Source organism: Thioclava arctica, assembly GCF_040892615.1.
Taxonomy (GTDB): Bacteria; Pseudomonadota; Alphaproteobacteria; order Rhodobacterales; family Rhodobacteraceae; genus Thioclava; species Thioclava arctica.
The window spans coordinates 114545-137939 of the sequence record NZ_JBFRYC010000004.1 but is presented as its reverse complement, the minus strand read 5'-3'; the positions used below and the strand labels follow the sequence as shown (position 1 = coordinate 137939).

19 protein-coding genes and 1 pseudogene are annotated in these 23395 nt (G+C 60.3%); 10 read left to right on the top strand and 10 right to left on the bottom strand.

Annotation, left to right across the window (positions count from 1 at the left end):
• Positions 1-47: 47 nt before the first annotated feature.
• Both frr and pyrH read right to left on the bottom strand, forming a co-directional pair.
• Complete coding sequence (gene frr, locus AB4874_RS08995) at positions 48-611, bottom strand: ribosome recycling factor (RefSeq protein WP_295537218.1); 564 nt, start codon at positions 609-611, stop codon at positions 48-50.
• Between the two features lie 81 nt (positions 612-692).
• Positions 693-1424, bottom strand: coding sequence for a UMP kinase (pyrH, locus tag AB4874_RS08990; protein ID WP_295537217.1), 732 nt, complete (start codon positions 1422-1424; stop codon positions 693-695).
• A 126-nt stretch (positions 1425-1550) separates the two neighbouring features.
• Between pyrH and miaA the strand changes: the two genes are divergently transcribed.
• Together miaA and AB4874_RS08980 are read left to right on the top strand one after the other, a co-directional pair.
• A complete protein-coding gene (gene miaA, locus AB4874_RS08985) occupies positions 1551-2441 on the top strand; it encodes a tRNA (adenosine(37)-N6)-dimethylallyltransferase MiaA (RefSeq protein ID WP_368391843.1) in 891 nt (296 codons plus the stop codon).
• Positions 2442-2543: 102 nt separating this feature from the next.
• A complete protein-coding gene (locus AB4874_RS08980) occupies positions 2544-3431 on the top strand; it encodes an AraC family transcriptional regulator (RefSeq protein ID WP_295537216.1) in 888 nt (295 codons plus the stop codon).
• A 28-nt stretch (positions 3432-3459) separates the two neighbouring features.
• On the opposite strand, the gene AB4874_RS08975 is transcribed toward AB4874_RS08980, so the two are convergent.
• The 4 genes from AB4874_RS08975 to AB4874_RS08960 form a co-directional block, all read right to left on the bottom strand.
• A complete protein-coding gene (locus AB4874_RS08975; RefSeq protein ID WP_368391732.1) occupies positions 3460-5679 on the bottom strand; it encodes a methyl-accepting chemotaxis protein in 2220 nt (739 codons plus the stop codon).
• A gap of 168 nt (positions 5680-5847) precedes the next feature.
• Positions 5848-7374 (bottom strand): aldehyde dehydrogenase, encoded by a 1527-nt coding sequence (adh, locus tag AB4874_RS08970; RefSeq protein ID WP_295537214.1) that lies wholly within the window; start codon positions 7372-7374, stop codon positions 5848-5850.
• 264 nt (positions 7375-7638) lie between these two features.
• A complete protein-coding gene (locus AB4874_RS08965) occupies positions 7639-8238 on the bottom strand; it encodes a peptidylprolyl isomerase (RefSeq protein ID WP_368391731.1) in 600 nt (199 codons plus the stop codon).
• On the bottom strand, positions 8231-8737 hold the full coding sequence (locus AB4874_RS08960; RefSeq protein WP_368391730.1) for a peptidylprolyl isomerase: 507 nt from the start codon (positions 8735-8737) through the stop codon (positions 8231-8233). The genes AB4874_RS08965 and AB4874_RS08960 overlap by 8 nt, the downstream gene beginning before the upstream one ends.
• Positions 8738-8918: 181 nt before the next feature.
• Between AB4874_RS08960 and AB4874_RS08955 the strand changes: the two genes are divergently transcribed.
• From AB4874_RS08955 to AB4874_RS08945, 3 genes are all read left to right on the top strand, one after another.
• Positions 8919-10112, top strand: coding sequence for a phosphoglycerate kinase (locus AB4874_RS08955; protein WP_295537211.1), 1194 nt, complete (start codon positions 8919-8921; stop codon positions 10110-10112).
• 1 nt (position 10113) lies between these two features.
• A complete protein-coding gene (locus tag AB4874_RS08950; protein ID WP_368391729.1) occupies positions 10114-10914 on the top strand; it encodes an SDR family NAD(P)-dependent oxidoreductase in 801 nt (266 codons plus the stop codon).
• Positions 10915-11013: 99 nt separating this feature from the next.
• On the top strand, positions 11014-11907 hold the full coding sequence (locus AB4874_RS08945; protein ID WP_368391728.1) for a fructose bisphosphate aldolase: 894 nt from the start codon (positions 11014-11016) through the stop codon (positions 11905-11907).
• Between the two features lie 56 nt (positions 11908-11963).
• On the opposite strand, the gene AB4874_RS08940 is transcribed toward AB4874_RS08945, so the two are convergent.
• Positions 11964-13610: an MFS transporter gene (locus tag AB4874_RS08940; protein WP_438273462.1), complete on the bottom strand. Its 1647-nt coding sequence runs from the start codon at positions 13608-13610 to the stop codon at positions 11964-11966.
• Positions 13611-13742: 132 nt separating this feature from the next.
• Between AB4874_RS08940 and AB4874_RS08935 the strand changes: the two genes are divergently transcribed.
• The 5 genes from AB4874_RS08935 (at position 13743) to AB4874_RS08915 (ending at position 18195) form a co-directional block, all read left to right on the top strand.
• The gene (locus AB4874_RS08935) at positions 13743-14009 is read left to right on the top strand and encodes a hypothetical protein (RefSeq protein ID WP_368391726.1); all 267 of its coding nucleotides are present in this window, start codon (positions 13743-13745) and stop codon (positions 14007-14009) included.
• Positions 14006-14302: an FtsB family cell division protein gene (locus AB4874_RS08930; RefSeq protein WP_295537206.1), complete on the top strand. Its 297-nt coding sequence runs from the start codon at positions 14006-14008 to the stop codon at positions 14300-14302. Before AB4874_RS08935 ends, AB4874_RS08930 begins: the two co-directional genes overlap by 4 nt.
• Before the next feature lie 164 nt (positions 14303-14466).
• On the top strand, positions 14467-15492 hold the full coding sequence (gene pdhA, locus AB4874_RS08925; protein ID WP_368391725.1) for a pyruvate dehydrogenase (acetyl-transferring) E1 component subunit alpha: 1026 nt from the start codon (positions 14467-14469) through the stop codon (positions 15490-15492).
• A 12-nt stretch (positions 15493-15504) separates the two neighbouring features.
• Positions 15505-16878, top strand: a complete 1374-nt coding sequence (locus AB4874_RS08920; protein ID WP_368391724.1) for a pyruvate dehydrogenase complex E1 component subunit beta — start codon at positions 15505-15507, stop codon at positions 16876-16878.
• Between the two features lie 12 nt (positions 16879-16890).
• Positions 16891-18195, top strand: a complete 1305-nt coding sequence (locus AB4874_RS08915) for a pyruvate dehydrogenase complex dihydrolipoamide acetyltransferase (protein ID WP_368391723.1) — start codon at positions 16891-16893, stop codon at positions 18193-18195.
• 71 nt (positions 18196-18266) lie between these two features.
• On the opposite strand, the gene cysE is transcribed toward AB4874_RS08915, so the two are convergent.
• The 3 genes and pseudogenes from cysE to AB4874_RS08900 all read right to left on the bottom strand — a co-directional run bounded on the left by cysE (position 18267) and on the right by AB4874_RS08900 (position 23395).
• Positions 18267-19073, bottom strand: coding sequence for a serine O-acetyltransferase (cysE, locus tag AB4874_RS08910; RefSeq protein ID WP_368391722.1), 807 nt, complete (start codon positions 19071-19073; stop codon positions 18267-18269).
• A 74-nt stretch (positions 19074-19147) separates the two neighbouring features.
• A complete protein-coding gene (locus tag AB4874_RS08905) occupies positions 19148-19429 on the bottom strand; it encodes a DUF7742 family protein (RefSeq protein WP_368391721.1) in 282 nt (93 codons plus the stop codon).
• A 5-nt stretch (positions 19430-19434) separates the two neighbouring features.
• Positions 19435-23395, bottom strand: a pseudogene (locus tag AB4874_RS08900) (baseplate multidomain protein megatron).

Genomic DNA, 23395 nt, shown 5'->3' with positions numbered 1-23395 from the left:
TTGGCCGGCTTGTCGTCTCGCAGCGCCATTTCGGGGATTCTTTCGCCTCAGACCTGCATGATTTCGGCTTGTTTGCCCTCAAGTGCCTTATCCACCAGCGCGGTGTGGGTATCGGTCAGTTCTTGCACGGAGGTTTCCCAGAACTTCACGTCATCTTCTGACATGCCGTTGCTTTTGGCTTTCTTGATCTGGTCCATCCCGTCGCGGCGCACATTGCGGATCGCGACGCGCGCGCTTTCGGCATATTGCGCTGCGACCTTGGTCAGCTCGCGGCGGCGTTCCTCGTTCAATTCAGGGATCGGCAGCATGATGATCGTGCCGTTGGTCTGCGGGTTGATCCCCAGCCCGCTTTCGCGGATCGCCTTTTCAACCTTGCCGACCAGACCCTTGTCCCAGACGTTCACGGTGACCATGCGCGGCTCGGGGACGTTCACGGTGCCGACCTGGTTGATCGGGGTCATGGAGCCGTAGGCATCCACCATCACCGGCTCGACCATCGAGGCCGAAGCCCGCCCCGTGCGCAGCGAAGCAAATTCATGTTTGAGCGAAGTCATGGCACCTTTCATGCGGTGCTCAAGGTCATCGGTGTCGATCTCAATCTCGTCGGACATTGTTGGTTTTTCCGTCTTGGTTGCAGCCTCGGGCACTGGTTTAGCGCAGTGCCGAGGCGAAAGATAGCATTTGCGTGGCTCTTAACCCTGCACAAGTGTGTAGGTGCCCTGCCCCGCAAGGATGCCACGAAACCCGCCCGGCTCATCAAGCGAAAACACGATGATCGGCTTGTTATTGTCGCGCGCCAAAGCAATCGCCGAGGCATCCATCACGCCCAGGTTCTTTTGCAGCACGACGTCATAGCTGACCGTGTCATAGCGCTTGGCATCGTCGAATTTCATCGGGTCTTTATCATAGACGCCATCCACCTTGGTGCCCTTGAAGATCGCTTCGCAATTCATCTCATTGGCGCGCAGGGTCGCGGCGGTGTCGGTGGTGAAATAGGGGTTGCCGGTGCCCGCAGCAAAGATACAAATCCGTTTCTTTTCAAGGTGACGCACGGCGCGGCGGCGAATGTAGGGCTCGCAGACCTCATCCATCGGGATCGCGCTGATGACGCGGGTGTGCAGCCCTAATGCCTCAAGCTGCGCCTGCATGCCAAGCGCGTTCATCACCGTGGCCAGCATGCCCATGTAGTCAGCGGTCGTGCGTTCCATCCCTTGGGCCGAGCCTGCCAGCCCGCGGAAAATATTGCCTCCCCCGATCACCATGCAAATCTCGACGCCCATCTCATGGACCGATTGCACCTCGCGCGCGATGCGCGCCACGGTCGGCGGGTGCAGGCCATAGCCCTGATCGCCCATCAGCGCCTCGCCTGAAATCTTGAGAAGGACACGTTTATATTTGGTTTGCGGTAGCGTCTCGTCGCTCATTGCGGTCCCCTCAGGTCAGACGGTTGTCATCGGCGCGCAAAATGTCGCAAATGGGGGCCGGGTTCAACCTCTCGTGGCGAGGGATCGCACCCGCCCTGCCCTTGTGATCCTGTGATCGGCTTTATTATGCTGCAAAACCTGCCTGAAATCGCGTCAAATATCCCGGTTTTGATTGCCGGACCGACGGCCAGCGGCAAATCCGCGCTGGCGTTGGAAATCGCGCAATCAGCGGGGGGCGTGGTGGTGAATGCCGATGCGTTGCAGGTCTGGTCGTGCTGGCGGGTGCTCTCGGCGCGCCCTTCGGTCGATGAGGAATCGCGCGCGCCCCATCGCCTTTATGGTCATATTGCGCCGGGGGCCGACTATTCGGTGGGCCATTGGCTCAAAGAGGTGGCGACGATCTTGGCCGATCACGCCCAAGGCGGCCCGCGCCCGATCATTGTCGGGGGGACGGGGCTGTATTTCACCGCTCTCACGCAAGGATTGGCGCAGATTCCCGCCACCCCGCCCGCCATCCGCGCCGAGGCAGATGCGCGACGCAACCGTGAGGGGCATGGCGCGCTTTTGGGCGAACTGGACGCCACCACGCGCGCGCAGATCGATACGCAAAACCCGATGCGGGTGCAGCGCGCCTGGGAAGTGTTGCGCACGACAGGTGAGGGGCTTGCGGTTTGGCAGGCACGCACCCCCGCGCCGCTGCTGGCGCTGCGCGATTGCGTGCCCCTGCTGCTGGAGGCCGATCGCGACTGGTTGGCAGATCGCATTGATCGCCGCTTTGATCTGATGCTGGAACAGGGCGCGTTGGATGAGGTGCGCGCCGTCGAACCGATCTGGGACCCCGAGGCGCTCTGGGCGCGTGCAATCGGAGCGCCCGAATTGATCGCCTATCTGCGCGATGAGGTCGATCTGGAGACCGCGCGCAGCCGTGCACAGGCGGCTTCTCGCCAATATGCCAAGCGTCAACGCACTTGGTTTCGTGCTCGCATGAAGGCTTGGCACAAGATCGCGTGTGCGTGACCCTGCCGCCACAGCGATGCAGGGACAATGTTGAAAAACTATTGGTTGAAAGCGGGTTACAAGGTAATATTAACGCATTCCGCCCTTCGAAAGATCGCAAAAGTGAAACTTTTTTCGACCCCGCCGCTGTCGCAGTTTTCGCAATCCAAGCCCCGGAATCCGGCAGACGCACGCGGCCCCGAGGCGGCCCGCAGTTCCCTGCCAGCCGCGCCTTCCGCGGTGCGCATTAGCCAGATCAGTCGCTTGGCCAAGGCCGGGCGCTGGCGCGTCGAGGCGATGCGCGCACGCTCTGAGCCATGCTTGCTGTGGTTCACCCGTGGCCAGGGGCGTATCACGTTGGGCGGTGTGACGCGCGGCTACGGCCCCAATAACGTGATCTTCATTCCCGCCGGGGTGATGCATTCCTATGAATTGGGCTCACAACCGCAAGGACAGATCGTGCATTTTGGGCGTGACAGCGATGTCGTGCTACCCCATGCGATCCAGCATTTACGAGTGCGCGACGGGGTCGCACAAGGCGAGATCGGGTCGATCATTGAGGCGGTGCAACGTGAGTTGGACAGCGACCGCCCTGCCGCAGACCGGGCGCTACAGCACCAGCTTGGGCTTTTGAGCGTCTGGCTGGAGCGCCAGATTGCCTCCAATCAGACGGCTGCGATCCAGCCCTCGGGCGCGCGTCGGTTGGTGGCACGCTTCACTACCTTGGTAGAGCGGAATTTCCGCTCGGGCATCGGGGTTGGTGAGATGGCGGATGAGTTGGGGGTCACGTTGACGCATCTGACGCGCGCCTGTCGCGAAAGCTGCAACAAAGGCGCGTCCGAAATGCTGCAAGAGCGCAGGCTATATGAAGCGCGCGAATTGTTGCGCGACACAAAACTGCCCGTCAAAGAGATCGCGGCCAGTCTGGGCTATACCAGCCCGGCCTATTTCACCCGCGCCTTTCACGCCAAAACCGGCAAAACCCCGATTGATTTTCGCCGCACCGGTTAGCACGCGGCAGCGGTTAGCGCGCGACACCTTATTGCGCCGCGATCATCGCGGTTGGGTCTTGGGCCGCCTTGATCGTTGCCGGATCGGGCAGCGTAAAGGCTGCGACCGATCCCATCAGGCGCGCACTTTCCCCCAGCATGGCCCGGCTCGCGGTCGTGGTGCGATCAAACATCGCCGCGCTGCGTTGAGTTGCCTGATCGAGCAGATGTAAGGCGGAGTTGATTTCGGAAATGCCGCTGGCTTGCTCGCCCGACGAGACGGCGATGGTGCTGACTCGGTCGTGAATATCGCGCACCGACGTCACGATCCGCCCAAGCGCCTCGCCGGTCTGCCCCACCAAAGTAACGCCCGATTGCACCTGCACATCTGACGAGGCAATGAGTTCCGAAATTTCCTTGGCCGCATCCGAGGATCGCTGCGCCAGCGCGCGCACTTCAGAGGCGACAACGGCAAAACCGCGCCCGGCCTCGCCCGCACGTGCCGCCTCAACCCCGGCATTGAGCGCAAGCAGGTTGGTTTGAAACGCGATATCATCGATTACCGATGTGATGCGCGAGATCGACTTGGCCGAACTTTCGATCCCCGCCATCGCAGAGACCGCGTTTTCCACGATCTGCGCACCGCTTTCGGCATGGCCGCGCGCGTCATTGGCCAGCGAACGCGCTGATTGTGCGCCCTCGGCTGCAGATTGCACCGAAACGGTCAATTCATTCAGCGCAGCGGCGGTTTGCTCTAGCGTGGCGGCGTTGCGTTCAGTTTGCTGGCCCAGTTCGTCCGCCGAAGTGGCAACCGTTTGCGCCTCGGAATCAATCAGCTGTGCGCCCTGTTCAATCTGGTAAAGCGAGCGCGCGAGCTGGGCCACAGCTGCGTTGAAATCAATGCGCAACTGTTCGTATTCGCCCGGCAAGGCATCTTCAAGCGTGCTGGCCAGATTGCCATGCGCCAAGGCATTGAGGCCAGCCGCTAGAACCGAAACGATCTGCGCCTGTTCCTCAAGCTGGCGCCGCGCGACCTCTTCACGCTCGCGCAGGGCCGCTTGTTCCTCTGCTTGGACCTGGCGCCGCAGTTCCTCGGCCTCTTCCTTGGCTGCGGCTTGATTTATTTCCGCCTCGCGCGCCTCGGCCTGACGCTTGGCCTCTGCCTGACGGGCGTTTTCCTCTTCGATGCGCAAGGCGTTTTGCATCTGCGCGTTCTTTTCGAGGTTTTCGGCAAAAACCGTGAGGGCGCGGGCCATGTCTCCCAGTTCATCGTTGCGATGTGTTCCTGCGACCTGTGTGGTGAGATCGCCTTGCGAAATCCCTTGCGTGGCCTTGGCCAATCCCGAGATCGGGCGCACGATCGCCCCGCCGAGCCGCCATGCAATCAGCGCCGAGACCACAAAGGTCACAGCCGCAAGGACGAGCGATATTTTCGTCATCATTGCGTTGAGGGCCGCGACCTGCGTTGAAGGCGAGGCCATCGAAAACACCCCGACCACATCACCGCTATAGTCGCGAATGGCAAACGCGCGCAGAAAGTTTTGCGCGCCGGCAATGTTGATATCCCCCTCCAGTGTGCCACCCGCATGCAGCTCTGTGAGCTGTGCGGCACTCAGGAATGCGGGGCTGTCCCCGGTTTTGGCCAGCATCTTGGCGGGGCCTTGTGACTGATAGGCGTAATATTCGTAGTTCACCCCGGTGGTCTTGGCGAGTTCATCAAGCAGGCTTTGCCCGACATTCAATCCAACCTCAACCGAGCCAACTTGAACACCGTTATGCACGACGGAAACTACGCCACGCGCGCCAATCCCCGCCTTGCCCGCTTCGAGCGCAGAAATCGCCTTGCCGGAGGTATTCACATCAACCACTGTTTTGCGGAACGCTGACAGGTCATCGCCGCGTTTGTCGAGATTGTGAATGCGGATCAGCGAGGTCGCGGGTGCGGTATGAAATTGCAGCTGATCAATCCCGGTTTCATCGCGCAAAACCGGCCAGTTTTTTGCCAAAATCGCCTCAAGCGCGCCATCATCGCGCGCAGCCATTGCCGCTTGCACCTGCGGCAGGCCCGCGATCAGCTTTGCGCGATCCAACGCCTCGTGCTCTGCCGATGCGATCTTGGCCTGTAACCGCGCGTCAGCGCCATCCATCAGATTGGCGCGGGTCATAGTATCGACCTGCTGGCTCATCCAGATGGTCCCGATCTCCATTAATGCGCAGGCAAGAAGGGCCACGAAGATCGGCAGGATCAATATCTGGCGGCGTAGGGTCATGGCATGGCTCCGATTGGCAAGGTGCCATCGGGATAGAGGCAATTCGCTAAAATCGCGTTTACGAAATTCGCGCAATGCGCCGCGAATGGCGGCCTTTTTGGGCTATTCAGAGATAAAAAAGGGGCCGCACCCCGAAAGGTGCGGCCCCGGCTTGGGGAGGCAAGCCGATCAGAAGAACCCGAGCTTGTTCGGATTGTAGCTTACCAGCATGTTCTTGGTCTGCTGGTAGTGATCAAGCATCATCTTGTGGTTTTCGCGACCGATGCCCGATTGCTTATAGCCACCAAACGCAGCATGCGCCGGATAGGCGTGGTAGTTGTTCACCCAGACCCGACCGGCCTGAATGCTGCGGCCAAAGCGATAGCAGGTATTGGCATCGCGCGACCACACGCCCGCGCCCAGACCATACATCGTGTCATTGGCGATCTCGAGCGCCTCGGCCTCGTCTTTAAAGGTCGTGACCGACACGACGGGGCCAAAGATTTCCTCTTGGAAGACCCGCATCTTGTTATGGCCCTTCAGGATCGTGGGCTGGATGTAATAGCCGTTGGACAGCTCGCCGTTAAAGCGCGCCGCCGCGCCGCCAATTAGCACCTCGGCCCCCTCTTCGCGACCGATCGTGAGATACGAGAGGATCTTGTCTTGTTGCTGCTGGCTGGCTTGGGCGCCGACCATCGTTTCCATCAAACGCGGATCGCCCTGTTTGATCGCCTCGACGCGGGCAATGCAGCGTTCCATGAAGGCCTCATAGATGTCTTCTTGGATCAGGGCGCGGCTTGGGCAGGTGCAAACCTCGCCTTGGTTGAAGGCGAACAGAACAAACCCCTCGATCGCCTTGTCGAGGAAGGCGTCATCCTTGGACATCACATCGCTAAAGAAGATGTTGGGCGACTTGCCCCCCAGCTCCAGCGTGACCGGGATCAGGTTTTCGGTCGCCGCCTGCATGATCTTGCGCCCGGTGACGGTCGAGCCGGTGAAGGCGATCTTGGCGATGCGTTTGGAGCTGGCAAGCGCGGCACCGACTTCGGCGCCATAGCCGTTCACGATGTTGAGCACACCGGCGGGCAGCAGATCCGCGATCAGCTCGGCCATAACGAGAATCGCTGCCGGGGTTTGCTCGGCTGGTTTCATCACGATGCAGTTGCCAGCGGCCAGCGCAGGGGCCAGTTTCCAAGCGGCCATCAGGATTGAAAAGTTCCACGGGATAATCTGTCCGACAACGCCCAGCGGCTCATAGAAGTGATAGGCCACGGTGTCTTCGTCGATCTGCGACATCGTGCCTTCCTGGCTGCGCAGCACACCCGCGAAATAGCGGAAATGGTCGATTGCCAGCGGAATATCGGCCAGCGTCGTTTCGCGGATCGGCTTGCCGTTATCCCAGGTCTCGGCGGCTGCCAGCAGGTCGAGATTTTCCTCTAGACGGTCGGCGATCTTCAAAATGATGTTGGAGCGCTCTGCCGCCGAGGTCTTGCCCCAAGCGTCTTTGGCAGCATGCGCGGCATCCAGCGCCATCTCGATATCGGCCTCGCTGGAATGGGCGACTTCGCAGACTTTGCCGCCGGTAATCGGGGTGACGTTGTCAAAATACTTGCCACCGACGGGGGCGACAAATTTGCCGCCGATGAAGTTGCCGTAACGCTCGCGGAACGGCGAAACCGAAACGCCCTTGAACTCTGGTGCCATATCATTGGCCATGTGTCTTCCTCCCAAAAATCTCCGCTCCCTCCTCATGAAGAGCGGCATGGGATCAGCGTGACAACGCTGAACGCGCCTGCATAGCGGGCTTGCACCGGGGCATTGCCTCATCTGTCTCAGCCGCGAGACAGGTGCAGGTGCAGAAACCCGCGACACGCTCACGCGGGCGTTATTTTATCAATGGAACAAGGGAAAAATACAAATCGGGCGGGCCCGAAGGCACCGCCCGTTTGATCTGAGACTCATTAGATGCGCGGGGTGCGCTTATTCTTCGACCGTGGCCGAGGCGATGAAGTCGGGATCTTCGACCAGACCGTTTTTCGCCGCATCGCCCTTCTTGATCTTGTCGACCACATTCATGCCCGAAACCACATGCCCCACGACGGTATATTGACCGTCAAGGTTGGGCGCAGGTGCGAACATGATGAAGAATTGCGAGTTGGCGGAGTTCGGGTCAGACGAACGCGCCATGCCGACAATGCCGCGCTGGAACGAACGGTTGGAGAATTCAGCGGGCAGATCGGGCAGGTCAGAGCCGCCCATCCCCGCCATCGAGGTGTCGCCACCCTTTTTGCCAAACTGCACATCGCCCGTTTGCGCCATGAAACCGTCGATCACGCGGTGAAACACCACGCCGTCATATTTGCCGTCTTTGGCCAGCGTTTCCAGCCGTTCGACCGCTTTGGGGGCGACATCGGGCAGCAGATCGATCACGACCTTGCCCGTTGTGGAGCCACCGATTTCCAGCACCAGTTTCGGGCCACCGGTATCGGCCGCGCCCGAGCTGTCGCTGTCGGCAAATGCCGCAGGCGCTGCGAGTGCAAGCGCGGCGGCCAGAACGGTGCGGCGGGTAAAATTACGCATCAGCAGCCACCTTTACAGAAACCATCCGATCAGGCGATTTCGGCGGCTCGCCGCGCGCGATCTTGTCGACATGCTCCATGCCCGAAATCACCCGGCCATAAACGGTGTATTGCCCGTTCAGGAAGTGATTGTCCGAGAAGTTGATGAAGAACTGCGAATTGGCCGAGTTCGGATTGGCCGAACGCGCCGCGCCCAGCGTGCCACGATCATGGGGCAGTTTAGAGAATTCTGCAGGCACATCAGGATATTGCGACGCGCCGGTGCCCGCACGGCCCGGATTGTAGTCTTTTTCCATATTCGCATGGGCAACATCGCCCGTTTGCGCCATGAAACCGTCAATGACGCGGTGGAACGCCACGTTGTCATACGCGCCATCGCGCGCCAGTTGCTTCATGCGCTCGGCATGTTTGGGGGCCACATCAGCAAGCAGTTCGATCACGACGGGACCGTCTTTGAGCTCGATGATGATGGTGTTTTCGGGATCTTTGATCTCGGCCATGAAAAACCTCCTTTGGCATTTGGCGCGACCATAGGGGTGCGAGCGGGTCACTCGCAAGGGTAAAGCTGCGCAATTGAGCGACAGGACGTTGACCTTGGCACCCCATATCGGCAAGTTTACGCGAGCGCACAGCCGCGTGATAAACGCATCGCGATCCAGCGACGAATGGGAGAGATTTTTTATGGCTTGGAAAACCCTCGACGAGGTCGATCTTGCGGGCAAGGTCGTTTTGGTGCGTGTCGATATCAACGTGCCGGTGGAAAACGGGAAAGTGACCGATGCCACCCGGATCGAAAAGATTGTCCCCACTGTGCGCGATATCCTTGAAAAGGGCGGCAAGCCGGTGCTGCTGGCGCATTTTGGGCGCCCAAAAGGGCAGGTTGTCCCCGAAATGAGCCTGAAAGTGCTGGTGCCAGCCCTTGAGGCGGCGCTGGGTGTAAAGGTGAATTTCGCTGAAGATTGCATCGGCGGGCCTGCAAAACGGGCCGTGGGCGCGTTGCAAGCTGGTGAAGTTCTGTTGCTGGAAAACACCCGTTTTCATGCGGGCGAAGAGACCAATGACGCACAGCTTGCCGCCTCGATGGGCGCGCTGGGCGAAGTCTATGTCAATGACGCGTTTTCGGCAGCCCATCGCGCGCATGCCTCGACCGAGGGCATCACCCATGTGCTGCCGTCTTACGCGGGCCGTCTGATGGAGGCCGAGCTTAAGGCGCTCAACGCAGCACTTGGCAATCCAGAACGCCCGGTGACGGCGGTGGTCGGGGGGGCGAAAGTCTCGAGCAAGCTGGATTTGCTGGGCAATCTGGTGGCCAAGGTCGATCATCTGATCATTGGCGGCGGCATGGCCAACACCTTCCTTGTCGCGCAAGGCATCGATGTGGGCAAATCGCTGGCCGAACATGACATGGCCGATACAGCGCGCGAGATCATGGACAAAGCCCGCGCAGCTGGTTGCACGATTCATCTGCCGCTGGATGTGGTTGTGGCGCGTGAATTCAAGGCGGGGGCCGACTGCGAAACCGTGGCCAAAGACGCCTGCCCGGCCGATGCGATGATTCTGGATGCGGGGCCGAAAACGGTGGCCGAGATCGCCAAGGTATTCGAGGGCAGCAAAACGCTGATCTGGAACGGCCCGCTGGGTGCCTTCGAAATCGCGCCGTTTGACATTGCCACCAACGCAGCCGCCGCCAAGGCCGCCGAATTGACCCGCGAGGGCAAGTTGATTTCGGTTGCAGGTGGGGGCGATACGGTCGCGGCGCTGAACAAGGCCGATGCTGCCAAGGATTTCTCCTATATCTCGACTGCGGGCGGGGCGTTCTTGGAATGGATGGAGGGCAAGGAATTGCCCGGCGTCGCCGCCTTGGAGCGCGGCTAACATGAGCGGCCCGCGCGGTTGGGCGCTGGTGACCGGGGCCTCGTCGGGCATCGGTCTTGAACTGGCGCGCTGCGCGGGGGCCGACGGCTATAACCTGATCCTGTCGGGGCGCAATCTTGGCGCGCTTGAGGATCTGGCCCGCGAGATCGAAGGGACAACGGGGGTGAGTGCGCGCCCCTGCCCCGCCGATCTGTCCCAACCCGGTGCGGCGCAGGACCTTTGGACGCGCGCGCAGGCACTGGCCGATGGCCCGATCCATGTGCTGATCAATAACGCAGGCCTTGGCAGTCACGGATTGTTCGCCACTGGCGCGGCGGGCGATGCGCGCGAGGATGAGGTGATTGCAGTCAATATCACCGCCGCGACGCAGTTGATGCGCTTGGCCATCGAGGAAATGCGGGCACGCGGTGCGGGGCGGATTTTGAATGTCGCCTCGGCGGCTGCGTTCATGCCGGGGCCGAATATGGCAGTGTATCACGCCTCGAAATCGTATTTTCTGTCGCTTAGCGAGGCCGTTGCAAGCGAGCTGTCTGATACCGAGATCACGATCACCGCGCTTTGTCCCGGCGCCACGCGTACCGCGTTTTTCGAGCGCGCAGACACCGGCACGACATGGCTGATGAAACTCACCCCGATGCCCTCGGCGCAAAGCGTGGCGCGCGCGGGTTGGAACGGCTGCATGAAGGGGCGGCGCATTGTCGTCACGGGCTGGGACAACAAGTTCTTCACCTTTATGCCCCGGCTGGCACCGCGCGCCCTTGTGACAGCCCTGACAGGCTGGTTTTTGCGCCGCGCGGGCTGAAACGCGCGAAGTTGCGACTGTTAGCGTCACCAGCGTTGCAATGGCGAAACGCCGCGCTTATCCCTGCCAAGACCCATTTCTATGAGGAGGTATAGGCCCATGTCGAACGCTCAACAAACCGCGAAAATGCGCGAAGGGAACGGCTTTATCGCGGCTCTCGATCAGTCGGGCGGCTCCACGCCCAAGGCGCTGGGGCTATATGGCATCACCGAAGACGCCTATAGCTCGGAAGCCGAGATGTTCGATTTGATCCACCAGATGCGCGCCCGCATCATCAAATCGCCCGCCTTCTCGGGTGACAAAGTGGTCGGCGCGATCCTGTTTGAACAAACGATGGATCGCGATATCGATGGCACGCCTACCGCCACCTACCTGTGGGAGACGTGCAATGTCGTGCCGTTTCTCAAGATCGACAAGGGCTTGGAAGCCGAAGCCAATGGCGTGCAGTTGATGAAGCCGATTCCGGGCCTTGATGATCTGCTGGCCCGCGCCGTAAAGGCCGGAATTTTTGGCACCAAAGAGCGCTCGGTCATTTCGGCGGCCAATGCCCAAGGCATCAAGGCGATTATCGATCAGCAATTTGATCTGGGTGCGCAGGTGATCAGCCATGGGCTGATGCCGATCATCGAGCCCGAAGTCACGATCTCGATCAAGGATAAGGCTGAGGCCGAAGACATGCTGCTGGCCGAAATCCTGCGCCATCTTGACGCCCTGCCCGAGGGCCAGCAGGTGATGCTCAAGCTCTCGCTGCCCAGCAAAGCCAATCTGTACAAGCCGCTGGTCGATCACCCCAAGGTGCTGAAAGTCGTCGCCCTGTCGGGTGGCTATCCGCGCGATGAGGCGAATGCGAAACTGGCGCAAAACACCGGCATGATCGCGTCCTTCTCGCGCGCCCTCACCGAAGGGCTGAGCGCGCAGCAATCAGACGCGGAATTTGACGCGATGTTGGGGGGCGCGATCAGCTCGATCCACGCCGCTTCAATCGCAGGCTGATCCCGCACCGGGGGGCGGCGACTTCAGACACGCCGACGCGTTTCACATCGCCCCCCTCAGACGCCGGGCAGCTCGGTCGTCGGCGGGCGCGGTGGTGTGTCGTCCTTCAGTGGCACGGTCTGGCGTTCGATCAGGCGGCGCACGCGGGGCGTCGGCTCAGGCCCTTGGTGGAGCGTCAACAGCTCTTGATAGTTCAGCGCATCATTCTTGGTGCGCCGCGCGTTGTGACGCAGATATTCGATCCAGGTCGGGACGTGATAGCTCTCCATCCAGTAGCGCGGATTTTCAAGGTCGCGCAGCAGCCCCCATTGCCGCGCACCGTCGCGAATTCGAATGCGACGCCGGGCGCGCATCAGCGCCATGAACTGCGCGGTGTCTTTGGGGTCGATTTCATATTCGACCAGCACGAGGATCGGGCCGGAGCGGGCGCGAATATCAAGCTGTGGCTCTGGCGCGTCGAATTGCCCAAGCGGATCAAGATCGACGGTCGAGAACTCTGCCAGGCGTAACCAAGCGCCCAAGCTGGCACCGATCACCAGAACGAACGCGGCCGTCGCCAGTGCAACGCTCACCCCCTGATGGCTTGCCAGAACGCCCCAGACCCAGGCCCCGCTGGCCATGCCGCCAAAGGTCGCCGTCTGATACAGCGAAAGCGCCCGCCCGACGACCCAGCGCGGCGTCGCCAGTTGCACCGTGACATTGAACAGCGACAAGGCCAGCACCCAGAACGGCCCCGCCACGATCAGCGCGAGGCAACTGAGCGCCAGCGAGTTGGAGACAGACAGCGCCGCCACCGCGACCGCGAACCCAATAAAGGATATCCGCACGACCACCTCGTTTGAGAAGCGCTCGCGCAGCGGCGCGTTCAACACGACGCCGCCAATCGCCCCCAGTCCGAATGCCCCAAGCGCAATCCCGTAATCAAGCGCCGTCCCGTGCAACAGATCACGCACGACCAGTGGCAAAAGTGCCAGCACCGAGATCGCGGCAAACCCGAAGATGGCGCCGCGCCCCATGACCCGCAACAGCACCGGAGACAAGATGACGTAGCGCAGCCCGGCCCCAAGCGCGAGGCGCAGCGGCTCGCGCGGCAGCGGGTCACTGGGATAGCTGGGGCGCCAACGAAACAGGATCGCGATCAGGGGCAAATAGCTGATCGCGTTGAGCGCGAATGCCGCCGCAGCCCCCGCCGCCGCCACGATGATCCCCCCGATCGCAGGACCAAGGCTGCGCATCATGTTGAAGCTCATGCTGTTGAGGCTGACCGCGGCTGACAGATCTTCACGCGCGACGATATCGCCCATCGAAGCCTGCCAGGACGGGTTGAACAGTGCCCCACCGCAGCCGATCAAAAAGGTAAAGCCCAGCAACAACCAAGGCGTCAGCAGCCCCGCCCAAGTGCATAGCGCCAATGCGACCGACACCAGAACGACAAAAACCTGCGCAAAGATCATGATCCGGCGGCGGTTGAAATTATCCGCCAGCGCTCCGGCCAAGAGGGACAACACAACCACTGGCAAGGTGTTAGAGGATTGCACCAACGCTACCATATCCTGCGACGGCGTCAGGCTGGCCATCAGCCAACCCGCACCCACCGCCTGCACCAGCGTTCCCAGATTCGAAAACAGCGTCGCCGACCAGAGCGCGCGAAAGGTCGGATTTTGAAAAGGCGACAAGACAGAGCGTTGCGGCACTGGAACCATCCAACTGCGGGATGAAGAAAACGGCGATGTCATCAAATAGGGTCATCCCTTTGCGCCGGATGCAAGAGGGTGACAGCAATGTGCTCGCCGATACTGCGCCGTCCGATCGTTCCAAACCCTCGCGCGCAGTGAATGGACGTGAAAGAGAAAGAGAGCGCGCCTACAAAAGAAGACGCCCGCGCAGGTTTGGGCCTCAGCGGCGATCAACGGGGCGGCGCGCCCGATTTCAGCGCGGCATTTGCGCCGCGCAGCGGATTTTATTCAAAATTGATCGCGAGAGGGATTCCTTTGGCGAATCTGCTATGGCATGGTTTGAACCAACGGCCCAAAGAGGCTGCGCGCAGTCTTGCGATAGGCTGCCCGGATAAACGAGGCCGGAAAGACGAGGCAGGACGATGACGATGACACGCCCCACCGTTGGGCCGCTGATCTTTTTCACCATTGCTGTGGTGCTGGGGGCTTATTTTGCCTTTGCAGCCGTGCAGGGACATTTTGGGATCTTGCAGCGCGCCCAGATCGAAGCCGAGATTGATGCCAAGCGTGCCGAGCGCGACGATCTGCGTGCGCAGGTGGATCGAATGGCCAATCTGACCCATCGCCTGTCGGATGATTACCTTGATCTTGATCTGCTTGATCAGCAGGCCCGCGATGTGTTGGGCGAAATGCGCTCGGACGAGATCGTGATCCGCTAGCGCGCGGGTTTTCCAAATTCCTCCTATGCACACGCTTTCCCTGCCCTAGATGAATCGTGATGGCTGTTGCTATCCCGCGATGCCGTGGGGTCATTGCCAACGTGTTGGCTGTGTTATATAGAATGGTTTAACATTGAACTATCTCGATCAAGGGAGGTGCAGCCATGGCAGCACGGAAAGGATCGGCGAGCAGCGCTAAAGCGGGCGCGAACGTCTCGGCCGAAGAACTGACCCAATATTACCGCGACATGTTGTTGATCCGGCGCTTTGAAGAAAAGGCCGGGCAGCTGTATGGCATGGGCCTGATCGGGGGCTTTTGCCACCTTTATATCGGGCAAGAAGCGGTGGTCGTCGGCCTTGAGGCTGCGGCGAAAGAGGGTGACAAACGCATCACCTCTTACCGCGATCACGGCCATATGCTGGCCTGCGGAATGGACCCCAAGGGCGTCATGGCCGAACTGACCGGGCGCGAGGATGGCTATTCCAAGGGCAAGGGCGGCTCGATGCACATGTTCAGCAAAGAGAAGCATTTCTACGGTGGTCATGGCATCGTGGCAGCCCAAGTGCCGCTGGGCGCGGGGCTGGCTTTTAGCGACAAATACAAAGGCAATGACAACGTCACCTTCACCTATTTCGGTGATGGCGCTGCCAACCAGGGCCAGGTGGCCGAGACCTATAACATGGCTCAGCTGTGGGATTTGCCGGTCGTGTTCGTGATCGAGAATAACCAATATGCAATGGGCACCAGCGTTCAGCGCGCCACGAAATCCCCCGACTTCTACGAGCGCGGCATTGCCTATGGCATCGCGGGCGAAGAGGTTGATGGCATGGATGTGCTGGCGGTGAAGGCTGCGGGCGAAAAGGCCGTGGCGCATTGCCGCTCGGGCAAGGGCCCGTATATCCTTGAGATCAAGACCTATCGCTATCGCGGTCACTCGATGTCGGACCCGGCGAAGTATCGCACCCGCGAAGAGGTTCAGAAAATCCGCGAAGAGCGCGATGCGATTGAGCATGTGCGCCAGCTTTTGCTGACCGGAAATCACGCGACCGAAGACGACCTCAAGGCGATCGACAAAGAGATCAAGGGCGTCGTGAACGAGGCCGCCGAATTCGCCAAAGAAAGCCCCGAGCCCGCGCTCGAAGAGCTTTGGACCGACATTTACGCCGATGCGGCGCCGCAGAACGCCTGAGGGGGAACAACAATGGCAACGAAGATTTTGATGCCCGCGCTGTCTCCGACGATGGAGGAAGGCACGCTTGCAAAATGGCTCAAGAAAGAGGGTGACACCGTGTCCGCCGGTGACATTCTGGCCGAGATTGAGACCGATAAGGCCACGATGGAATTCGAGGCGGTCGATGAGGGCGTCTTGGGTAAAATTCTGGTCGCGGAAGGCACAAGCGGCGTGAAGGTCAATGACCCGATCGCGGTGATGCTGGAAGAGGGCGAGGATGCTTCGGATGCCGAAGCCGCCGAGGCCCCCAAGGCGGCGGCGCCAGCGGCCCCCGCCTCTGCCCCCGCGCAAGCGAAGTCAGCCGATGACAGCACCGACATTCCGCGCCCCGATACCAGCCCCGACTGGCCCGAAGGCACACCGATGAAAACGCAGACCGTGCGCGAGGCGCTGCGCGATGCGATGGCCGAGGAAATGCGGCGCGACGAAAACGTCTTCCTGATGGGCGAGGAGGTGGCCGAATATCAAGGCGCCTACAAGATTTCCCAAGGTCTGCTGGATGAGTTCGGCGCCAAGCGGGTGATTGATACGCCGATTACCGAGCACGGCTTTGCCGGTCTGGGTGTCGGCGCGGCCTTTGGCGGTTTGCGCCCGATTGTCGAGTTCATGACCTTCAACTTCGCCATGCAGGCAATTGACCAAATCATCAACTCTGCCGCTAAGACGCTGTATATGTCGGGCGGTCAGATGGGGGCGCCGATGGTGTTCCGTGGTCCCAACGGTGCAGCGGCCCGCGTGGGCGCGCAGCACTCTCAGGATTACGGCGCGTGGTATGCGCAAATTCCGGGTCTCAAGGTCGTGCAGCCCTACTCGGCAGCCGATGCGAAGGGTTTGTTGAAATCGGCCATTCGGGATCCGAACCCGGTGATCTTCCTGGAAAATGAAATCCTTTACGGGCGGACCTTCGAAGTGCCCGATATCGAGGACTTCACCATTCCCTTTGGCAAGGCGAAAGTCTGGCGAACAGGCGCAGACGTGACCATCGTCAGCTGGGGTATCGGCATGAGCCATTCTCTGGAAGCTGCTGAAAAGCTTGCAAAAGAGGGGATCGAGGCCGAGGTGATCGACCTGCGCACCCTGCGGCCTATCGACTATGACACGGTGCTTGCAAGCGTGATGAAAACCAATCGCTGCGTGACCGTCGAAGAGGGCTTCCCCGTCGCCTCGCTTGGCAATCATATGAGTGCCGTGATCATGGAGCGCGCGTTTGATTATCTCGATGCGCCCGTGATTAATTGCGCCGGCAAGGATGTGCCAATGCCCTACGCGGCGAACCTTGAAAAACTGGCGCTTTTGACCTCGGACGACGTGGTCGAAGCGGTCAAAAAAGTGACCTACCGGTAAGGAGACAGGACTATGGCTACGCAAATCTTAATGCCCGCCCTGTCGCCCACGATGGAGGAAGGCACGCTCGCAAAATGGTTGGTCAAGGAGGGGGACACCGTCTCCTCCGGCGACATTTTGGCCGAGATCGAGACCGACAAGGCTACGATGGAATTCGAGGCCGTCGATGAAGGTGTGGTCGGCAAGATCCTTGTCGCAGAAGGCACGAGCGGGGTGAAGGTCAACGACCCGATCGCTGTGATGCTGGACGAGGGTGAGGATGCTTCGGCCGCCGAAGCGACGAAGGCCCCCAAAGCCGCCCCCGCGCCAGAAACCCCCAAGGCCGAAAGCGCCCCCAAGGCGAAGGCGGCTGCTGCCGCCCCTGCCCCGGCAGCCCCGCAAAGCACGGATGGTAAACGCATTTTCGCTTCGCCACTGGCGCGTCGGATTGCTGCGGATAAGGGCATTGATCTGTCGTCCCTGTCCGGCTCTGGTCCCAAAGGCCGGATCGTGAAAGCCGATGTTGAGGCCGCTCAGGGTGGTGCCAAAGCAGCTGCCCCGGCCGCGCAGTCCACGGCTACAACCGCGAGCGCTCCTGCCATGCAACAACCCTCAGCCTCGGCGATTGCCAAGATGTACGAGGGACGAGCGTATGAGGAAATCGAGCTGAACGGGATGCGCAAGACGATTGCCGCGCGCCTCACCGAAGCCAAGCAGACGATCCCGCATTTCTATCTGCGCCGTTCGGTCAAACTCGACGCGCTGATGAAATTCCGCTCGCAACTCAACAAGCAGCTTGAAGGGCGCGGCGTGAAGCTGTCGGTCAATGACTTCATCATCAAGGCCTGTGCGCTGGCGCTGCAAGCCGTGCCCGATGCCAATGCAGTCTGGGCAGGCGACCGGGTGTTCAAGATGAAGGCATCGGACGTCGCCGTTGCGGTCGCCATTGAGGGGGGGCTCTTCACACCCGTGCTGCAAGACGCGGAAAGCAAATCACTTTCTGCCTTGTCAGCCGAGATGAAAGACCTCGCCAAGCGGGCACGTGACCGCAAACTCGCGCCGCATGAATACCAAGGCGGCAGCTTTGCGATTTCGAACCTTGGGATGATGGGCGTCGAGAATTTCGACGCCGTGATCAACCCACCGCACGGCGCTATTCTTGCAGTTGGCGCAGGCATCAAGACGCCCGTTGTGAATGACGCTGGTGAGATTGAGGTGGCCACGGTCATGTCGATGACGCTGTCGGTTGATCACCGGGTTATCGACGGGGCGCTTGGGGCTGACCTGCTCAAATCGATCTGTGAGAACTTGGAAAACCCGATGCTGATGTTGGCCTGACAACAGGCCTGAAAATGAAAAAACGCCGGGCGCGATGCCCGGCGTTTTCATTTCAATTCAATGCGTTCCACTCAACTATTGTGCAAAAGCTGATCCATTTCAGATGCAGGACGATCACAGCCGGCATCGCCGACTATTTTGGCAGGAACGCCCGCCACAGTCTTGCAGCACGGCACATCCATAAGCACGACAGACCCCGCAGCGATCCGCGAATTGTCACCCACTTTGATATTGCCAAGCACCTTTGCACCTGCCCCGATCAACACGCCATTGCCAATTTTGGGATGACGATCTTCGTCTTCTTTGCCCGTCCCGCCCAGCGTGACAGAATGCAACATCGAAACATTGTCGCCCACCACCGCAGTCTCGCCGATCACGATTGAATGGGCGTGGTCCATCATGACTCCGCGCCCTATCCTCGCACCGGGATGAATATCGACACCGAACAGTTCTGACGCCCGCATTTGCACGAAATAAGCCATGTCCCGACGCCCTTGCACGAACAGCCAATGTGCAACGCGATAGGCTTGAAGTGCCTGAAATCCCTTAAAAAAAAGCAGCGGCTGCAGCAGACGATGGCAGGCTGGATCACGCTCGTGCACAGCCACCAGATCGGCGCGGGCCGCCTGACCAAGGTCTGGTTCTGAACCGTAGGCTTCATCCGCGATCTCGCGCAGGATTTGCTCACTCATTTCGCCCGATGCCAATTTCATCGAGAACCGATAGGCCAAGGCGCGTTCAAGCGTTGGATGATGCAACAGGCCAGCATGAATAAGCGCGCCCAAAAGCGGCTCATCGCGCACAGCCGCGCGCGCCTCATCGCAAATCCGCGTCCAAACTGGATCGACCGCAGCCACCTGCGCCATATGTTTCATCATCGGACTCTCCGTTATCGCGTTTCAGCGTATCACATAGGCTGCCAGCCCGGTAGAGGAAGGGGATGACGCAATTTTCAGCGCGCTTGATAATCGATCAGGGCCCCGCAGACGGCCGAAAGTGCTTCTAAATAGTCATGCTGACCCGCATTGCGCGGCCCCATCGGTTGGCCGAGAGCCCAAGACATCAACGATCCATTCCCCCAATCGGGATGTGATTTACCAACCTTTTCCCGATGTGCATCCGCCGCCTCAACCTCAGCTATCGCGTCGGTCAGTCGCGCGCGAATCTGCGCATGCGGCCACAGCATTGCAACCCGTGCCAACGCGATCAGATCACCGTCTAGCACGGGTCGCATTGCGCTTAGCCCGGCACCGAAACTTGCACGAACAATCCCGGCCCATAAACATCTGAAACCTGCGCCACCGCGACCTTGAAGCCACCCGAGATCCCATCCGCGTTTTTTTTGCGCCTGCGTATAGGTCCAATTAGCGGCGTTGATCTGCTCCTCGCGCCGTATCTGGGCCCCTTCCATCACCCGCACGACGTAACGTTCGCTGGCCTCACCAAGCGGCACATCATAGCCCGACCAATCATCGCCCCCGATCCGCGTACGCCGAACCCAACCGAACTCCCAGCCGCCATCAGCGCTGGTGACGCGAAGGTGGCAGGGCGAATATGGACGCAACCCGATGCCCGAAAACGCCTGCACGGTGTGGACATAGGAAGGATCGTCATAGGGCCGTGCCACCGACCCGATCCGATAATGGCGCGCGATGTTGCGTAGCGATGACGGCAAAGAAATCTGATCAACGCCCCCCGACAGCAGAACCACGACCGAGCCCTCTGGCCAAAGCTTCGGCATCAATCCATCGCTGCCCAACTGCCCGCGCAAACGCAGGCTCAGATCATAGATGCCAGGTGCCACCGGAGTGGCGTCTGCGAACTGAAATATCTCCCAATTATCTGTACTGCCGTCGCCAATCGCCATCGCATTGGCACCCGCCAACACTGCCTCCTCACTTGCACTCGCCAGCGTGCCCCAAGCCAGTTTGACCCGCAGCGCGACGCCACGATCCCAAAGACCGACTTGCGCCGCATTCAAGACATTTTGCGTCTGCCCGATCACCGAGCGCCGCTCAATCGTTGCACTGCGCGTGTATCCGGCATCACTCGCGGCGTCATAGACCGCCACTGCCCCGGGCCAAGGGCGCGCGGTGACCGCCAAATGCGGTGCATAGGGGTCTTCATCTCCACTCAATAGCGGGATATCCAAAAACACCGGCACTACGGGAACGGGCAAGGCAAAGGGCTTGATCGTGACCTGCTCTTCTGCCTCATCAGATGGCTCGTAAACGCCTGGCTCGACGCGCACCGCCTCGACCGAAATCGCTTCAGCGCGCTCAACCCGGTCGATCCGATAGCGCCGTGCTCCGTTAGGAACGTCAAGCCACACAACATCGCCCGGCCCCAACCACCCAGAAGACGGCGGCATCACGAAACGCGCCGTATCGCGCGCCACCCTCGCCTCGGAAAGCCAGCGCTGCGCAATGCGCATCCCTTCAGACCGCGTCAATGCCAAGGGCACTTCGCTTGCCGAAGCCGCCGAAGACGTGTCATCCGGAAACACGGCTTCGGCAGCGCGCGTCTCAAAACTTCCATCCGCCTCAACATAGGTCAGCCGCACACGGCCCGCCATTTCCGCCTCACTCGCCCGACGGGTCTCAAGGCTTTGCGCTGCGTCATCAAGCGCCAGTTCCGGCACTCGCAACACCCCGTCCACATTGGCATCGCGCATCCGAAATACCAACTTGCCATCACGCTCTAATGCATCAAACCCATAGGCAAGGCTCAGCGATTGCAAAGCACCGCGCGGGCTGATTGCGCCATCGACGCGGTAGCCTCGCACCACCCCGTAAACTGCACGGGTATCGATGTCGCTCAGCCCAGCGCGCGCGCAAATCTCGTTGACCACATTGGACAAAGGTTGAGCTGTCACGCGCCCTGAAATCCAATGTCCACGGGCGTAATTGACCCCGTCTGACCAAACCTCGCCCAGCGCTGGAAATTGCGGATAGGGACGCGTGTCCCACGCCCAAACATGGGCGCGCGCCATATCCACCATCGCCCCACCATATACATCCGAGACCGGATTGTGCACCGCCTCCCCCCAATAGCTCACCATCGCGCGCAGGTATTGCATCTGCAAGAAATCATCACGCCGACCATCGGAATAGTGAGGCAGGGAGCTTTCAGAGCTCTTGGGGTCTAGAAACTTATTGGGCTGGTTCGTCCCCTTATCAATCGCCGCACACCCCATTTCAGTGAACCAGATCGGCTTTGATCTTGGCGCCCACGCGGTCGACGTTTCCAGTCGCACGCCCGCCACTCGATCATGATGGTCGTTCTCCCACCAACTGCGCATGTCCTTATACCGCCAGACCCACGGCTCAGCATGCGCGCCATCGGTGATTGGGGTACGAATCTGCGCGTCTCGGTGTTCGCGCGAGGCATAATACCAGTCATAGCCTTCGCCACCCTCGATATTTGAGCGCAGGTAATCCAGATCATAAATCGCGCCCCAATGCGCATCCGCGTGATGCTCACCATCGCGCCAATCTGACATTGGCATGTAGTTGTCGATACCAATGAAATCGATTGCCTCGTCCGCCCATAGGGGATCAAGATGAAAGAACCGATCGCCATTGCCGGGTTGATAGCCAGAATACTCTGACCAATCCGCCGCATAGCCGATCTTGCACTCTGGCCCCAAAATCAGACGTACATCTGCCGCCAAATCGCGCAACGCAGCGACCGCAGGAAAGCTATTCCCCACGCCACGTATCTGGGTCAGGCTGCGCATCTCGGAGCTAATGCAAAACGCATCCACCCCGCCCGCCATCGCGCAAAGATGTGCATAATGCAGAATAAAGCGACGCAGGGACCATTCCGGCGGCCCCGAATACATCACCGTATTGCCGACAGGCGTGAAATCAGTGGGCGCAGCGGTACCAAAGAATGCCGCCACTTCGGCCTGTGCCCCAGCACTTCCATCGGGCGAGCCCGCGCGCCCGGGCGCCTGTGAAAGCGTAATGCGTCCGCGCCATGGCAATGCAGGTTGCTCAGCGGCATCGCTCCACGGATCTGGCAGCCCGTTACCTGCCAATTGCTCCATCAAAATAAAGGGATAAAAGGTCACTGCTTTGCCCGCGGCTTGCAAAGCCTTGATTGCTTCGATCACCGAGGCATCCGCTGGCGTGCCTCCATAAACACTGCGCCCCTCTAGCTTTGCGATTTCTTGCGCATCAACACGCGTCAGGCCCGATGCAACCCATGGCATCTCGCGGCCATCGACGAGCTTGCTCGACACTTTCGGGCGCACCTCGCATTGCGCACAGCGCAAATCATTGCCAAACCAAGACACCACCAACGAGGTCGCACCGCAGCGCGGAAGTTCCTCATCCAACACCATAAGCGAACGCTCAAAATCGGTTTGAGACCCGGGCGCGTTCTGGTTGACCAACCGCATCGTGCCGGCAACACCGGTTCCCGAATAGCCTTGCAACGATGACCCCGCAGGGTAGCTCACTCCGCCGCCAAACCCGGTCTCATATACCTTGGTTGTCGCCAGTGCATATTCGCCCGTGCCAGGGATCAATGCGACCGCCTGCAACCCTTTTGTCAAATCCGCGGCGGCATCCAACAGCGGCCCCTGTGCCGGGCGCACCACCTCAAAAGTGAATTGCGGTACCCGGTTGCCAAAAACGGCAAGCTCAAGATCTTCAAACACGACATAAGCGATGCCACGATAGGCGGGCGCGACACCCAGCCCCTCGACCGCCTCGATTTTTGGGTCCGGCTGCTGGTCTTCGCTGCCCGTATAGACCCGCATGTTGAGCGTTTCGGGATCAACCTCCGCCCCATCCGCCCAAATGCGCCCAACCCGCAAGATTTCACCCTCGCCCAGCGCCACGGCCAAACTCACCGAATAGCTGAATTGCGTGATTTTTGGCTGGTTCTTACCACCGCCGCTCGTCTCGCTGCTCTCAATAAACCGCGTGGCCCAGATCACCTGACCTCCCACGCGCATCCGCCCCCAAACCAAGCCCAGACCATCGCCCTCAGACGCGCCCGTCAACCGCAACCGCTCCACCCGGCCCGTCTCCACCGTGCCAGACCCCGCGCCCAACAAGCGCTGGTCAATTGCGCGCCCCAATGTGGCACCAACAGCGCGCCCAATCACCGCACCCGACAGGCCCAGAACCGTTCCGCCAAAGCCGCCACCGATTGCGGCACCCGCCGCCGAAAGCAAAATCGTCGCCAT